The organism is Streptomyces rimosus subsp. rimosus, from assembly GCF_000720725.1.
In the GTDB taxonomy this organism is placed as follows: domain Bacteria; phylum Actinomycetota; class Actinomycetes; order Streptomycetales; family Streptomycetaceae; genus Streptomyces; species Streptomyces rimosus_A.
The window spans coordinates 1-14,310 of sequence record NZ_JOCQ01000158.1 but is presented as its reverse complement, the minus strand read 5'-3'; the positions used below and the strand labels follow the sequence as shown (position 1 = coordinate 14,310).

General features: G+C 71.5%; 11 protein-coding genes. 8 read left to right on the top strand and 3 right to left on the bottom strand.

Annotated features, from left to right (window positions below; genetic code table 11):
• The 5 genes from infB to IH45_RS0140490 form a co-directional block, all read left to right on the top strand.
• A partial coding sequence (infB, locus tag IH45_RS0140510) for a translation initiation factor IF-2 (protein ID WP_030681340.1) occupies positions 1-2,174 on the top strand: 2,174 nt, incomplete at its 5' end.
• A gap of 176 nt (positions 2,175-2,350) precedes the next feature.
• Entirely contained in the window at positions 2,351-2,647 is a 297-nt protein-coding gene (locus IH45_RS0140505) for a DUF503 domain-containing protein (RefSeq protein ID WP_030681337.1), read from the top strand.
• Positions 2,648-2,702: 55 nt separating this feature from the next.
• Positions 2,703-3,149 (top strand): 30S ribosome-binding factor RbfA, encoded by a 447-nt coding sequence (gene rbfA, locus IH45_RS0140500; RefSeq protein ID WP_030681333.1) that lies wholly within the window; start codon positions 2,703-2,705, stop codon positions 3,147-3,149.
• Complete coding sequence (gene truB / locus IH45_RS0140495) at positions 3,149-4,123, top strand: tRNA pseudouridine(55) synthase TruB (RefSeq protein ID WP_050515537.1); 975 nt, start codon at positions 3,149-3,151, stop codon at positions 4,121-4,123. The genes rbfA and truB overlap by 1 nt, the downstream gene beginning before the upstream one ends.
• Before the next feature lie 309 nt (positions 4,124-4,432).
• Entirely contained in the window at positions 4,433-5,383 is a 951-nt protein-coding gene (locus IH45_RS0140490; RefSeq protein WP_030681326.1) for a bifunctional riboflavin kinase/FAD synthetase, read from the top strand.
• Positions 5,384-5,551: 168 nt separating this feature from the next.
• Here the strand turns inward: IH45_RS0140490 and IH45_RS0140485 are convergent, their stop codons facing one another.
• The 3 genes from IH45_RS0140485 to eccE all read right to left on the bottom strand — a co-directional run bounded on the left by IH45_RS0140485 (position 5,552) and on the right by eccE (position 10,996).
• Positions 5,552-8,539, bottom strand: a complete 2,988-nt coding sequence (locus IH45_RS0140485; protein ID WP_030681322.1) for an SCO5717 family growth-regulating ATPase — start codon at positions 8,537-8,539, stop codon at positions 5,552-5,554.
• Between the two features lie 388 nt (positions 8,540-8,927).
• Positions 8,928-9,776 (bottom strand): hypothetical protein, encoded by an 849-nt coding sequence (locus IH45_RS0140480; RefSeq protein ID WP_030681320.1) that lies wholly within the window; start codon positions 9,774-9,776, stop codon positions 8,928-8,930.
• Complete coding sequence (gene eccE, locus IH45_RS0140475) at positions 9,776-10,996, bottom strand: type VII secretion protein EccE (protein ID WP_030681318.1); 1,221 nt, start codon at positions 10,994-10,996, stop codon at positions 9,776-9,778. Before eccE ends, IH45_RS0140480 begins: the two co-directional genes overlap by 1 nt.
• Positions 10,997-11,374: 378 nt before the next feature.
• Between eccE and eccB the strand changes: the two genes are divergently transcribed.
• From eccB to IH45_RS0140460, 3 genes are all read left to right on the top strand, one after another.
• On the top strand, positions 11,375-13,006 hold the full coding sequence (eccB, locus tag IH45_RS0140470; RefSeq protein ID WP_030681316.1) for a type VII secretion protein EccB: 1,632 nt from the start codon (positions 11,375-11,377) through the stop codon (positions 13,004-13,006).
• Between the two features lie 397 nt (positions 13,007-13,403).
• Entirely contained in the window at positions 13,404-13,727 is a 324-nt protein-coding gene (locus IH45_RS0140465; RefSeq protein WP_030681314.1) for a WXG100 family type VII secretion target, read from the top strand.
• A gap of 125 nt (positions 13,728-13,852) precedes the next feature.
• On the top strand, positions 13,853-14,143 hold the full coding sequence (locus IH45_RS0140460) for a WXG100 family type VII secretion target (protein WP_003982686.1): 291 nt from the start codon (positions 13,853-13,855) through the stop codon (positions 14,141-14,143).
• Positions 14,144-14,310: the final 167 nt, after the last annotated feature.

Sequence of the window (14,310 nt, the reverse complement as noted above, 5' to 3'; positions counted from 1 at the left end):
GCCCGGCCGCCGGCCCGCGTCCGGGCCCCGGCGGCGGTCGTCCCGGCGGTGCCGGTCGTCCCGGCGGCGGCGGTCGTCCGGGTGGCGGCGGCTTCGCCGGCCGTCCCGGTGGCGGCGGTGGCCGTCCGGGCGGTGGCGGCGGCTTCGGCGGCCGTCCCGGTGGCGGCGGTCCCGGTGGCGGTGGCGGCGGCTTCGGCGGTCGTCCCGGCTTCGGCGGCCGTCCGGGTGGTCCCGGTGGCCGTGGCGGCACGCAGGGCGCCTTCGGCCGTCCCGGCGGTCCCGCGCGCCGCGGCCGCAAGTCGAAGCGGCAGCGCCGTCAGGAGTACGAGGCCATGCAGGCCCCGTCGGTGGGCGGCGTCATGCTGCCCCGCGGCAACGGTGCGACGGTCCGCCTGTCGCGCGGTGCCTCGCTGACCGACTTCGCCGAGAAGATCAACGCCAACCCGGCGTCGCTCGTCCAGGTCATGCTGAACCTGGGGGAGATGGTCACCGCGACGCAGTCCGTCTCCGACGAGACGCTGCACCTCCTCGGCGAGGAGATGAACTACGTCGTCGAGATCGTCAGCCCGGAGGAGGAGGACCGCGAGCTGCTCGAGTCCTTCGACATCGAGTTCGGCGAGAACGAGGGCGGCGAGGAGATGCTCGTCTCCCGTCCGCCGGTGGTGACCGTCATGGGTCACGTCGACCACGGTAAGACCCGGCTGCTCGACGCGATCCGCAAGACGAACGTCATCGCGGGCGAGGCCGGCGGCATCACCCAGCACATCGGTGCCTACCAGGTCGCGACCGAGGTCAACGCCGAAGAGCGGCGCATCACCTTCATCGACACCCCCGGTCACGAGGCGTTCACCGCCATGCGTGCCCGCGGTGCCAAGTCGACCGACATCGCGATCCTCGTGGTGGCGGCCAACGACGGTGTGATGCCGCAGACGATCGAGGCCCTGAACCACGCCAAGGCGGCCGACGTGCCGATCGTGGTCGCGGTCAACAAGATCGACGTCGAGGGCGCGGACCCGACCAAGGTGCGCGGTCAGCTGACCGAGTACGGCCTGGTGGCCGAGGAGTACGGCGGCGACACGATGTTCGTCGACATCTCCGCCCGCCAGGGCCAGAACATCGACCAGCTGCTGGAGGCCGTGGTCCTGACCGCGGACGCCGCTCTGGACCTGCGCGCCAACCCGGAGCAGGACGCCCAGGGCATCGCGATCGAGGCCCACCTCGACCGCGGCCGCGGCGCCGTGGCGACCGTCCTGGTCCAGCGCGGCACGCTGCGCGTCGGTGACACGATGGTGGCCGGCGACGCGTACGGCCGTGTCCGGGCGATGCTCGACGACAAGGGCAACAACGTCGAGGAAGCGGGTCCCTCGACCCCCGTCCTGGTCCTGGGTCTGACCAACGTCCCGGGCGCCGGCGACAACTTCCTGGTCGTCGACGAGGACCGCACGGCCCGCCAGATCGCCGAGAAGCGCGCCGCCCGTGAGCGCAACGCCGCGTTCGCCAAGCGCACCCGCCGGGTGTCGCTGGAGGACCTGGACAAGGTGCTCAAGGCCGGCGAGGTCCAGCAGCTCAACCTCATCATCAAGGGCGACGCGTCCGGTTCGGTCGAGGCCCTGGAGTCCTCGCTGCTCCAGCTCGACGTCGGCGAAGAGGTCGACATCCGGGTCCTGCACCGCGGCGTCGGTGCGGTCACGGAGTCCGACATCAACCTGGCGTCCGGCTCCGACGCGATCGTGATCGGCTTCAACGTCCGGGCCGAGGGCCGCGCGACGCAGATGGCCGAGCGCGAGGGCGTGGACGTGCGCTACTACTCGGTCATCTACCAGGCGATCGAGGAGATCGAGGCGGCCCTCAAGGGCATGCTCAAGCCGGAGTACGAAGAGGTCGAGCTCGGTACGGCGGAGATCCGCGAGGTCTTCAAGTCGTCCAAGCTGGGCAACATCGCGGGTGTTCTCATCCGCTCCGGCGAGGTCAAGCGCAACACCAAGGCCCGCCTGGTCCGCGACGGCAAGGTCATCGCGGAGAACCTCAACATCGAGGGTCTGCGCCGCTTCAAGGACGACGTCACCGAGATCCGCGAAGGCTTCGAGGGCGGTATCAACCTCGGCAACTTCAACGACATCAAGGTCGACGACGTCATCGCGACGTACGAGATGCGCGAGAAGCCGCGCGGCTGATCGCAGGCATCACCGCCCGCACGGCCCGGTCACCGCTTCCGGTGGCCGGGCCCCGGGCGGGACCCGGGGCCGGTCGGCGGATATTTCCGTCGATCGGCCCCGGCTGTTGCGTGTACGGTTCGAATGGCTCGTACATCTGGCATCTAGTGCCCCACGGGTGGCCTTACCCGCACCGCATGTACGTAGGGACGCTGTCCTTCGACCTCCTCCTCGGCGACGTACGGTCGCTGAAGGAGAAGCGCTCCGTCGTCCGCCCGATCATCGCCGAACTGCACCGCGCGTACGCGGTCAGCGTGGCGGAGGTCGGCGACCAGGACCTCCACCGCCGGGCCCGGATCGGGCTGGCGGCGGTGTCCGGGGACACGGGGCACCTCACAGACGTACTGGACCGCTGCGAGCGCATGGTCGCCGCACGGCCCGAAGTGGAGCTGCTGTCGGTACGCCGGCGGCTCCACGGCGACGATGACGACTGAGCGGGTCGTCGGCGCCACGAGCACCATGGTGAAAGACACAGAAGGAGACGGACCAGTGGCCGACAATGCGCGGGCGAAGAAGCTGGCGGACCTCATCCGGGAGGTGGTCGCCCAGAAGCTGCAGCGCGGCATCAAGGACCCGCGGCTGGGTACGCACGTGACCATCACGGACACCCGGGTCACCGGCGACCTGCGGGAGGCGACGGTCTTCTACACGGTCTACGGCGACGACGAGGACCGGGCCAGCGCGGCGGCCGGACTGGAGAGCGCCAAGGGCATCCTGCGCTCCGAGGTCGGCCGGGCGGCGGGCGTGAAGTTCACGCCGACCCTGACGTTCGTCGCGGACGCGCTGCCGGAGAACGCCCGGACCATCGAGGACCTGCTGGACAAGGCACGGGCCTCGGACGCCAAGGTGCGCGAGGCGTCCTCGGGCGCCACGTACGCGGGCGAGGCGGACCCGTACCGCAAGCCGGGCGACGAGGACGAGGACACCACGGCGTAATGAAGCGGGAGAACACCGGCGCGCGGCGCGTGGAGCGCACCCGCGCCAAGCAGGGGGCGCCGGACGGCCTGGTCATCGTCGACAAGCCGGCCGGCTTCACCTCGCACGACGTGGTGGCCAAGATGCGGGGCATGGCCCGCACCCGCCGCGTCGGGCACGCCGGCACGCTCGACCCGATGGCGACCGGCGTGCTCGTGCTGGGCATCGAGCGCGCCACGAAGCTGCTCGGCCACCTCGCGCTGACCGAGAAGGAGTACGTCGGCACCATCCGCCTGGGCCAGACGTCGGTCACCGACGACGCCGAGGGCGAGATCACCGCGTCCAAGGCCGCGCACGGCCTGGACCGGGCGGCGATCGACGCGGGCGTGGCCACGCTGAGCGGCGAGATCATGCAGGTCCCGTCCAAGGTCAGCGCCATCAAGATCGACGGGAAGCGGTCCTACGCGCGGGTGCGCAAGGGCGAGGACGTCGAGATACCGGCCCGGCCGGTGACGGTGTCCTCGTTCGTCGTGTACTCCGCCGAGGAGACCGAGGCCGCGGACGGCACGCCCGTCACCGACCTGCTGGTCTCGGTGGAGTGCTCCTCCGGTACGTACATCCGGGCGCTCGCCCGCGACCTGGGGGAGGCGCTCGGCGTGGGCGGGCACCTGACCGCGCTGCGGCGCACCCGGGTCGGCCCGTACAAGCTCGACCGGGCCCGCACGCTGGAGCAGCTCCAGGAGTCCGTGGACGACGGGACCGGCGGCGGACTGCCGGTCATGCCGATCGGCGAGGCGGCGGCCGCGGCCTTCCCGCGCTGGGACGTCACGGTCGACCAGGCGCGGCTGCTGACCAACGGGGTGCGCATCCCGATGCCGCGGTTCGACGAGGCGGCCGGCCGGCCCGCCGCGGCGTTCGCGCCGGACGGGACGTTCCTGGCGCTGCTGGAGAACCAGGGCGGCCGGGCGAAGAGCCTGGCGGTCTTCGCGCCGTAACGGAGGCCGGAGCGGTACGACGGGCGGCGCCATGCACGGGGCGCCGCCCGTCGCCGTACCACCGGGAGCGGGGCGCCCGCCGGGGCGCGGACGGCGGCACCGTGCTCCGGCGCACGGGGGGAACGGCGGGCCGCGGCGGCCGGACGGGCGCCGCCGGGTGCCGCACTCCACAGAAGCGAGGCGACCCTTCCCGCGAACCGGTGCACGCGGCATGGCAGTCTTAGACCTGCGTAAGGCCGAGGGTGCCCGGATCCGACCGGGTTCTTCCGGCGCAGTGACGGACGAGAGTTCTGGCGAGGAGCGGGCACAGTGCAGCGCTGGCGTGGCTTGGAGGACATCCCCGAGGGCTGGGGACGCGGCGTCGTCACCATCGGCTCCTACGACGGCGTGCACCGCGGGCACCAGCTGATCATCGGGAAGACGGTGGCGCGCGCCCGGGAGCTGGGCGTACCGGCCGTGGTGGTCACCTTCGACCCGCACCCCAGCGAGGTGGTACGGCCCGGCACCCACCCGCCGCTGCTGGCCCCGCACGAGCGGCGCGCGGAGCTGATGGCGGACCTCGGCGTGGACGCCGTGCTGATCCTGCCGTTCACCAAGGAGTTCTCGAAGCTGGCCCCGGCCGACTTCGTGGTCAAGGTCCTGGTCGACAAGCTGCACGCGCAGCTGGTCGTGGAGGGGCCGAACTTCCGCTTCGGGCACAAGGCCGCGGGCACCGTGGACACCCTCGCCGAGCTGGGCGGCACCTACGACTACGAGGTCGAGGTGGTGGACCTGTTCGAGCGGGGCACGGCGGGCGGCGGCGAGCCGTTCTCCTCGACCCTGACCCGCCGGCTGGTCGCCGAGGGCGACGTCGCGGGCGCCGCGGAGGTCCTGGGACGGCCGCACCGCGTCGAGGGCGTCGTGGTACGCGGCGCGCAGCGCGGCCGGGAGCTGGGCTACCCGACGGCCAACGTGGAGACCCTGCCGCACACCGCGATCCCGGCGGACGGGGTGTACGCGGGCTATCTGCACGCGGCCGGCGAGAAGATGCCCGCCGCCATCTCGGTCGGCACCAACCCGCAGTTCGACGGCACCGCCCGGACCGTCGAGGCGTACGCCATCGACCGCGTCGGGCTGGACCTGTACGGCCTGCACGTCGCGGTCGACTTCACCGCGTACATCCGCGGCCAGGAGAAGTTCGAGACGCTCGACGGGCTGCTGGAGCGGATGGCGGTGGACGTGAAGGAAGCGCGTGAGCTGATCGCGTCGGCCGAGGGCTGACGGAGCGCGCCGGCCGAGGGCCGGCGGGCGGCCGGAGACGGCTTACGGCGGTGTCCGCGCGAGCGGGCCGCCGCCACATACGGGGCGAGGCCCGGCACTTGGGGGAGTGCCGGGCCTCGTTGCATGTGCCGCCGGGCCCTGGTTGTCCGGGGTCCGGCGGCTGCGCTGCTACTGCGGCGGGGGCTGCTGCGTCCAGCCCGGCTGGAGACCGGGCTGGCCGGGCATCTGCGGCGCGTCCGGGGGCTGCTGCTGCCAGCCGGGCGGGGGCTGCTGACCCTGCTGCTGGGGCGGTTGCTGGGGCTGCTGCTGGGGCTGCTGCGTCCAGCCGCCCTGCTGCGGCGGGTACCCGGCGGGCTGGCCCTGCGCCTCCCGGCCAGGCTGCGCATAACCCTGCTGGCCGTACTGCTGCTGCCCGTACTGCTGAGCGTTAGGGTCGCCCGGCACCTGCTGCTGGGCGGCGGGGTCGTTCCACACGCCTTGCGCCTGCTGGGCCCGGGAGAAGTCCTCGGCGACCAGCGCGGCCAGGTTGAAGTACGCCTCGCGGGTCTTCGGGCGCATCATGTCCAGGTCGACCTCGGCGCCGGCGGCCAGGTGCTCGTCGAAGGGGACCACGACCACACCGCGGCACCGGGTCTCGAAGTGCGACACGATGTCGTCGATCTTGATCATCTTGCCGGTCTCGCGGACCCCGGAGATCACCGTGATGCCGCGCTGCACCAGGTCGGCGTAGCCGTGCGCGGACAGCCAGTCCAGCGTGGTGCTGGCGCTGCTCGCGCCGTCCACGGACGGCGTGGAGATGATGATCAGCTGGTCGGCGAGGTCCAGCACGCCGCGCATCGCGCTGTAGAGCAGACCCGTACCCGAGTCGGTGAGGATGATCGGGTACTGCTTGCCGAGGACGTCGATCGCCCGCCGGTAGTCGTCGTCGTTGAACGTCGTCGAGACGGCCGGGTCCACGTCGTTGGCCAGGATCTCCAGCCCCGACGGCGCCTGCGAGGTGAACCGGCGGATGTCCATGTAGCTGTGCAGCTGCGGAATCGCCTGCACCAGGTCACGGATGGTCGCGCCGGTCTCGCGGCGGACCCGGCGGCCCAGCGTGCCGGCGTCCGGGTTCGCGTCGATGGCCAGGATCTTGTCCTGCCGCTCGGCGGCGAGCGTGGCGCCCAGCGAGGTCGTCGTCGTGGTCTTGCCGACGCCGCCCTTGAGGCTGATGACCGCGATCCGGTAGCAGGAGAGCACCGGCGTACGGATCAGCTCCAGCTTGCGCTGGCGCTCCTGCTCCTCCTTCTTCGCGCCCAGCTTGAAGCGCGAGGGCTGCGCCTTGGCGCTCGACTTCTTCTTGGGCTGGTTGCGCAGCAGGCGGTCGGAGGTCAGCTCGACGGCGGCGCTGTAACCCAGGGGCGCGCCGGGAGCGGCCCGCTGCTGCGGCTGCTGCTGGCCCGGCTGGGAGTACTGGGCGTAGTTGGCGGCGGCGTTGGGGTCGGCTCCCTGGACGGGGGTGGGGGCCTGGGGCTGTTGCGGCTGCTGCTGTTGCGGAGCCTGTTGGGCCTGGGGCTGTTGAGCCTGCGGCTGTTGGGCCTGCTGGGGCTGTGTCTGCTGCTGGGGATAGCCCGGGTACTGCTGTTGCTGGGCGGGCGCGCCCTGCTGCGGGTAGCCCTGGGCGGCCTGCGGGTAGCCGTAACCGCCCTGCTGCTGCGGATAGCCGTACGAGGGCTGCTGCTGGGCCTGCTGCGGCACCTGCTGCTGAGGCTGGGCCTGCTGCGGGTAGCCGTAACCGCTCTGTGCAGCAACGGAGTTGGGGTCGGCCTGCTGTGGCGTCGGGGCGCTCTGCTGGGGCTGCTGCGGATACCCGTATGCGGGCTGCGGGTAACCGTAAGCGGCCTGCTGGGCCTGCTGGGCCTGGTGCGGTGCTTGCTGGGGCGGCTGCTGAGGCTGGGCCTGCTGGGGCTGGGCCTGCGGCTGCTGTGGGTACTCGGCCTGCTGCTGGTACTGCTGCTGGGGCTGTGCTTGCGCATACCCCTGCTGCGGAGCCTGCTGCTGGTACGGCTGCTGCTGAGCCTGAGCCGTACGCGGGTCCGCAGGCTGGTACTCCGGAGGCAGCGGCGGCAGGTTCGCAGGCGCACCTGCCTGCTGTCCGGCGGCAGCGCCCCAAGGCGCACCCTGCTGAGGCGCACCCTGCTGCGGCACCTGCTGCTGCGGAGCCTGCTGGGGCTGTGCCTGCTGCGCGTACGGGGGTTGCTGGGGGACGCCCTGCTGCGGGGCGGCCTCCGGCTGCGGCTGGGCTTCCGGCTGCTGCTGAGGCTGGGCCTCTGACTGCTGTTGAGGGACCGGCGGCTGCGCGTCCGGCGCGGACTGCTGCTGTACGGGCGCCTGCGGTACGGGCGCTTGCTGTACGGGCACCTGCTGTGCGGCAACCGGCGCTTCGGGCTCCGGAGCGGGCTGAGGCGCGAACTCCGGAGCGGGCGCTCCGGCTTCTGCGGGGGCGCCGGACTGCACCGCGGCGTCCGCCTGCGGCTCATCGGCCGGCACCTCTTCCGCCGGGGCGGTCTCCACCGGGGCGGGCGCGGGGGCCGGTTCGGGCTCCGGGTCGTCGTCCCACAGCGACGCCGTCGGGTCGATGCTGCCGGTCCGTACGTTCCCGGAGGAGGGCGTGTCGGACGGCGGCGCCTCCGTGGGCTCCGGGGCCTCGGCGGGCGCCTCCGGCGCCGCTTCGGCCACGGGCGCGGGCGGCGCCGGGGGAGTCACGGGAGCCGTCGGCTCGGGCGCGGGCGGCGGCATGGTGGGCGCGGGCGCCGCGGCGGCGTCGGCAGCGCCGTCGGGCCGCAGCGTCGGGAACCCGGGCGGCGCGGCAGGCGGCATCGAGGCGCCCTGCTGGGGCTGCTGCGGGACGCCTTGGGCGGGACCGTTCTGCGGGGCGGCCTGGGCCGGCCCCGACTGCGGCGGCCCGGTCAGCGGCGCGCCGGTGGGCGGCGTGGAAGGCGTGGCGGCAGGAGGTGTCGAAGGGGCGGGCGCCGCCGGGGCGCCGCCGCTGCTGTCGTTGCTCGCATACCAGGCCGGAGCCGCAAAATCGATCTTGAATTCACCCGTCAGATCGAACTCGGACTGGTCGTCGTCAGGATCGTTCCCGTCCGGACGGAAAGCCTCCTGCTCCCTCACTGTGCCTCCTGGTGTACTGAAACGCACCTGAACGGCAGGACCGGATACAGGCGGATCAATCGGATGTAGCGGACGTCGGAACACACCACCCCGGGTTGCGCCAACACTAACTGTCTCCATCCCCGTATCGGCAGCCGTCGGTGTGCCCCTGCGGCTCTCCAATACAGCCTAATCAACAGTCGGCCTCGAACGGCAGTCGATGTCATCTCGTCTTGGCAACCCACCGGCGCACCGCCGGACGCACCCGTCGGCACACCGTTCGCCGCGGCCTCGAACCGGCACGGCCACGCGGCCGTACGTACGGCAACACACGGGCGCGGGGCCGCGGCCACCCTCATGAGGGACCCGCGGACGCCCGCGCCGTACGTGCCGTAGCCCTGCCGGGCCGTCAGTCCATCCGGCGCGGCTGGCCGAGCAGCTGCGTCTCCGCGTCGGTGGGCTGCGTCATCACGAACTCGTGATTGTCCCGCGTGCACCAGAGCATCGCGTTGTCGCTGAGCGTCGGCAGCACCTGCCCTATCTGCGCGGGCAGCCGCATGGCGCGCGTCACCACCTCGGCCTCCTCCGGCGACAGCCGCTGCAGGCAGACGAGGTCGGCGCGGGCCAGCATCTGCGGCGACCGCGGCCCCAGGAAGGGCAGCACGGTCAGCACGGTCTGCCAAGGGCTCGGCGCCAGCTGGTTGCGCGGCGGGCGCGCGCCCATGTCCCGTACGACCAGGACCGGGCTGGAGACCGACGGCCCCTGCGGCGCGATCTGCCGTACGTCGTGGACCGAGACGCACTGCTGCCCGCCACCCGCGGCCTGCGCCATCTGCGCCCAGGCCGGCGGCCGCGCGGTCTCGACCGCGACGCGCGCGCCGGTGGCGACCGTACGCAGCGCCAGCACCTGCGCCAGCCACATGCTGCCCACCAGGGCCACTTCGAGCGGGCTGGGCCGCAACAGGCTCAGCACCGCGGGCTGGTTCTGCGGGTCGATGCCGACGATGACGCCGTCCTCGGCGACCGGCAGGGTCAGCGACCCCAGCGACTCGGCGGTGAGCACGTGCGGACTGCGCCGCGGGCCGCGCAGCCCGAAACCCGGCTGCGGACGCGGCCCGGTGGGTGCCGCCTGCCGCTCGTCGGGACGGGGCTCGTGCGAGAGCCGCGGCCCGCCGCCCGCGGGCGCGCCGCCGATGGGGGGATTGCGCCAGCCGTCGCTGCTCGGGGTGGCGCGGGGCTGGTAGGTGGGCGTCGCCATCAGCGGGTACCTCCGAGGGGGAGCGTGGCCAGCAGGCCGGGGAGCTGCTCACGGTCCAGCCGTACGAGCCCGACCTTCACCGAGCCCGAACGGCGCTCCAACTCACTCTGCGCGGCGTTCAGTTCGTTCTCGCTCCGGGTCGAGAGGCGGACGTAGCCCGAGATGGCGGGCGCCCGGCCGCTGCCGTGCGAGGCGGTCAGCGCGAAGGTGCTCGCCATCGCCGGGGTGCCGCTGAACAGCTGGACGATGCCCGCCAGCGGCGTGCCGCCCTGGCCGAGCTGGGGCCAGCGGCCGATCCAGTACGTGGTGTGCCAGCGGTCGTCGCAGCGCATCGCGCGGACCGTCTCCTGGGTGCGGCGCGCGGCGCGGCCGTCCCGGCCCATCGCCCCGTTCGCGGCCCGCGGGCTGACGCACACCGCGGTGCCGACCGCGGCCACCACCTCGCGCTCGGCGAGCACCTTGGCCCGTACGCCGTGCGCGGAGAGCCGGCTGACGAGCTGGTCGGCGGCGCGCAGCAGCGACCGCTGGGCGCCGTCGATCCCGCCGCCGCGCGCCTCGATGGCCTCCGCGCACAGCTCCGGGTCCAGCTTGAGCGCGATCCAGGTCAGCTGCAGGGCCGGCGTCTTGGTCTGCGCCTGGAGCGGCGCGTAGGAGCGGGCGGCCACGGCCTGTTCGGGCAGGTGCGGGGCGGGCGCGGGCTGGGTGTACTGCACGAACTGCACCGATTCGAGGTGGATGTCCTCCACGTCCAGCGCGGTGTGCAGCACGTCCATCGGCAGCGGACGGCTGCCGCTCGTCGGGCGCAGCGGCTCGTCGCGGCCCTCCACCTGAACGATGGCGGTCAGGAACGTGCCGTCCCCGACGAAGCCGATCGCCCGCTGCTCCGCGTCGGTGTACTCGTACGTCCGCAGCGCGGGGTCGCACTCCACCAGCGGCGCGAAGGCCGGGTCGACACCGCCGGTGCCGCCGGCCGAACCGCCCTGCTTGGCCCGGCGCTTCATGGCACGCACCGTCGTGATCCACTCCGGCAGCGGAATGCGTCGGCGCCGGCCGAGGGCGAAGACGACGAGGACGGCCGCCACCACCGCGGCGACGGTCAGGGCGACGGGATGGATCGCCCAGCCCACCAGTACCAGCGCCGCGGCGATCTCGATGATGGCGAGCTGCTGCACGCGGACGCCGCCGATGCTGCCGGCCTGCGCCCGCAGCCGGGGCGCCACCGGGCCGGCCGGCCGCCCCGTGCCGCCACCCCGGCCTCCATTTCCTCCATTGCCCGGAGCTATACCGTTTTGGCCCGCATTTCCCGCGTATTGCTGCGCGGCGGAAGGCTGTTGCTGCTGTTGCCGTCCATTGCGGCGTCGAGCCCTGGTGGCGCTGGACATCCCCCGGCCTGCTCCTCTACTGGTGATGTGGCTCCGAGCATTGTGCCTCTGAGCGGTATGTCTTCCCGGCCTCAGTACCGTCGTCGAGACTGGTGCGCCGGAAGGTGGCACCCGTACCGTACGGGTCGATCGACACACGGCATAGTAGAGGGCGCTGCGGCCCGAGTGCCGGGTGCGGTCCACGGTGGATCCGACAGGCGGGGAGAGAAAGCAACAATGGCATCACGTCGGGACGAGCTGAATGCGTATTCGTTCGCTCGAAAGCGGACGACTGCGGCATTTCTGAAGCCGCTGCCGAACGGCTCGATCGAGAGTGCGCCGCGACCGCTCAAGGCCGTGCTCCCGAGCATCCTGCTCGGCCTGGTGGTCACCGTGGGCTTCGGCGCCTGCGGCATCCTCAAGCCGGTCGCCCCGAAGGGCTGGGACACGCCCGCACAAAACGTCATCGTCGGCGACAAGTCCACCACCCGGTATGTCGTCCTGAACAGCAAGGGCGAAAACGGCAGCACCCAGAAACTCCTGCACCCGATCCTCAACCTGGCCTCCGCCAAACTCCTGCTGGACCCGAAGAAGTTTCAGGTCGTAAAGGTGAAGGAAGAGGAACTCGACGGAAAAATCCCGCACGGCCCCGCAATCGGAATCCCGTACGCCCCCGACCGCCTCCCCACCGACAAGGAGGCCGGCACCCCGAAGGTCTGGGCGGTCTGCGACCGCCCGGGCAGCGGCGAGAACAGCAAGTCGCAGCAGGCGGTGTTCGTCCTGGGCGGCAAGGACAAGGCCCGGGTGGAGAACCAGGGGAAGCTGGACCTGCATCAGGCGCTGTACGTGGAGAATCCGGACGGCGAGAAGTTCCTGGTCGACAACAACGGCGTGGCCTTCGCCTTCGACGCGACCAAGGGGCAGCCGGGTGTGGCACCGGCGGTGAAGGAGCAGGCGAACGCCAAGCTGCGCCAGGTCATCTTCGGGGACGCGCAGCCGCAGAAGGTGTCGTCCGAATGGATGAACACCCTCATCAAGAGCCCGCTGCCGCTCGCCATGCCCCGCATTCCCGGCGCCGGCCGCCCCGCGACCGTCAAGGGCGTGCCCGCCAAGTACAGCGTCATCGGCAACATCCTCCAGACCAACGCCGGCGACAAGTACGTCGTCCTCCCGGACGGCCTGGTGAAGGTGTCGAACTTCACGGCCAAGCTCCTGCTGGAGGGCCCGAACGCCACGGACGTCAACAAGGACGGCTCGAAGCTGACGCCGCACACGGTCTCCACGTCCGCCATCGACCCCAAGCGCGACGAGAACGGGCAGGTCGTCCAGTACCTGTCGGACGTGCCGGGCACCGACCTGTGGCCCTCCGAGGCGGTCACCATGGCGAACGCGGCCGCCACCAAGCAGAACTCGGGCCTCGGCGACCAGAACCGCGGCGCCGACGTCGCCTGCAGCGTCTACCACGGCAGCAGCGTCGAGTACGCCAATGGCGCGGGCAAGCGGCTGGGCTTCGAAGGCGGCGTGCCCAAGATGTCGACCTGGGTCGGCAAGGACTACCCGGCCAACATCGCCGCTGGCGCGTCCTCGTACGTCACCCCCGGCAGCGGCCTGCTTTACCAGCAGGTGTCCGGCAATGCGAAGACCGGTTCGCTCTTCCTGGTGACCGACACCGGTCTGCGCTACTCGATTCCCCGGAACAACGACAGCGCCAACAAGGCGGGCAACGCGGAGAAGGAACAGGACCAGGCGCAGGTGCACCTGGGGTACGAAAGCGTCCACCCGCCGACGGTCGACAAGGCGTGGTCGCAGCTGCTCTCCGAAGGCCCCGAGCTGAACACGCAGAGCGCGAAGAAGCCGCAGAGCTCCTGATCGGGGCAAAAGCGGTCTCCCGGCTCCCATGCCGCCCGCTGCCTGACGCCGGTCACCCTGGACCGGCGTCAGGCTCTGCGTCCTCCACGCCCCTCTCCCCAGATCTCCTCACCATCTCCCCTTCGCCCCCACCCACTCCTTGATCTCTTCCTGCTCTCGATGCCATCCCTGCTCTCCCGCTGACCGAAAGAAATACTTCTGTCCGTTTCCATCGAAACGGCATTCCAGACCGGTCAGTTGGCATTGTTGTGATCCCGTCACAACCTCCCACCCGCTGTTGGGAACAGGCGTATGGAGTGGTTAAAGTGGCGGAAGGCGTCAGCAGGAGATGCCGACCGGGGGCCTCATCACGCGGACCCCGGGCACGACGTACGAGTCTCATGGGGGACGTTGACTTATGGCAGGTCAGCAGTTCACAACCACTGAGGAGGAGATGGTCGCATTCAGCGGCCGTATCGCCTCCGTCAACCAGTCGATCCAGGGCGAGATCACTCGTCTGAACGGGGTCGTCGAGGGCATCACGTCTGGGTGGAAGGGTGCTGCGGCCTCCTCGTACCACCAGCTGCAGTCTCAGGTGAACGACGACGCCAAGCGCCTGAACCAGCTGCTGAACGAGATCAAGGAAGCGATCGACTCGACCACGAAGAACTACGTGGCCTCGGAAGAGGAGCAGGCCCAGTCGATGTCCCACGTCTCCGCGCAGGCTTCGCCCTTCGGATGACGGGACCGCGCCGCCACCGCGGCGCGCCCACTTCGCCGTAGCAAGCACCGCCCCGCCGCCCGAGCGGCCCGGCCGGCCTGCCGCGGCATGTGAATCGATCGAGTCCAACTCCCCGAGGAGACCCAATGTCCGGCCAGATCCTCGTCAATTTCGCGACGATCTCCCAGGCCGCCTCCGACGTGCGCGGAACGGCCAACAACATCCGTACCCAGCTCGACGACCTCGAGTCCGGCGTCAAGAAGATCGCCGCCAGCTGGGAAGGTTCGGCGCAGGAGGGCTACCAGGCCCGTCAGCGCGAGTGGGACCAGCGTGCCGCTTCCCTGCACTCGACCCTGGAAGCCATCGCCAAGGCCCTGGACCAGGCCGCTCAGAACTACCAGAGCACCGAGTCCAAGAACGCTCAGATCTGGAGCTGACCCGTCACTGTCCACAGAGACAGTCACGGCACAACGGCTGAGCAGCCACGAAGGCTCGCACAGTGGTGAATGAGGGCGGGCGCGCTGCACAGGTGCGCCCGCCCTTACGCGGTCCGGCCCGCCTTGCCCGCTCCCGAGCTTCCTCTCGTACGACCTCCCGCCCGCCC

What these genes read in the sequence shown, in the direction of transcription:
- IH45_RS0140505 (WP_030681337.1), top strand. Translation starts at nt 2,351, where the DNA reads ATGTACGTAGGGACGCTGTCCTTCGACCTCCTCCTCGGCGACGTACGG.
- truB (WP_050515537.1), top strand. Translation starts at nt 3,149, where the DNA reads ATGAAGCGGGAGAACACCGGCGCGCGGCGCGTGGAGCGCACCCGCGCC.
- IH45_RS0140480 (WP_030681320.1), bottom strand. Translation starts at nt 9,776, where the DNA reads ATGGCGACGCCCACCTACCAGCCCCGCGCCACCCCGAGCAGCGACGGC.
- eccB (WP_030681316.1), top strand. Translation starts at nt 11,375, where the DNA reads ATGGCATCACGTCGGGACGAGCTGAATGCGTATTCGTTCGCTCGAAAG.
- IH45_RS0140465 (WP_030681314.1), top strand. Translation starts at nt 13,404, where the DNA reads ATGGCAGGTCAGCAGTTCACAACCACTGAGGAGGAGATGGTCGCATTC.
- IH45_RS0140460 (WP_003982686.1), top strand. Translation starts at nt 13,853, where the DNA reads ATGTCCGGCCAGATCCTCGTCAATTTCGCGACGATCTCCCAGGCCGCC.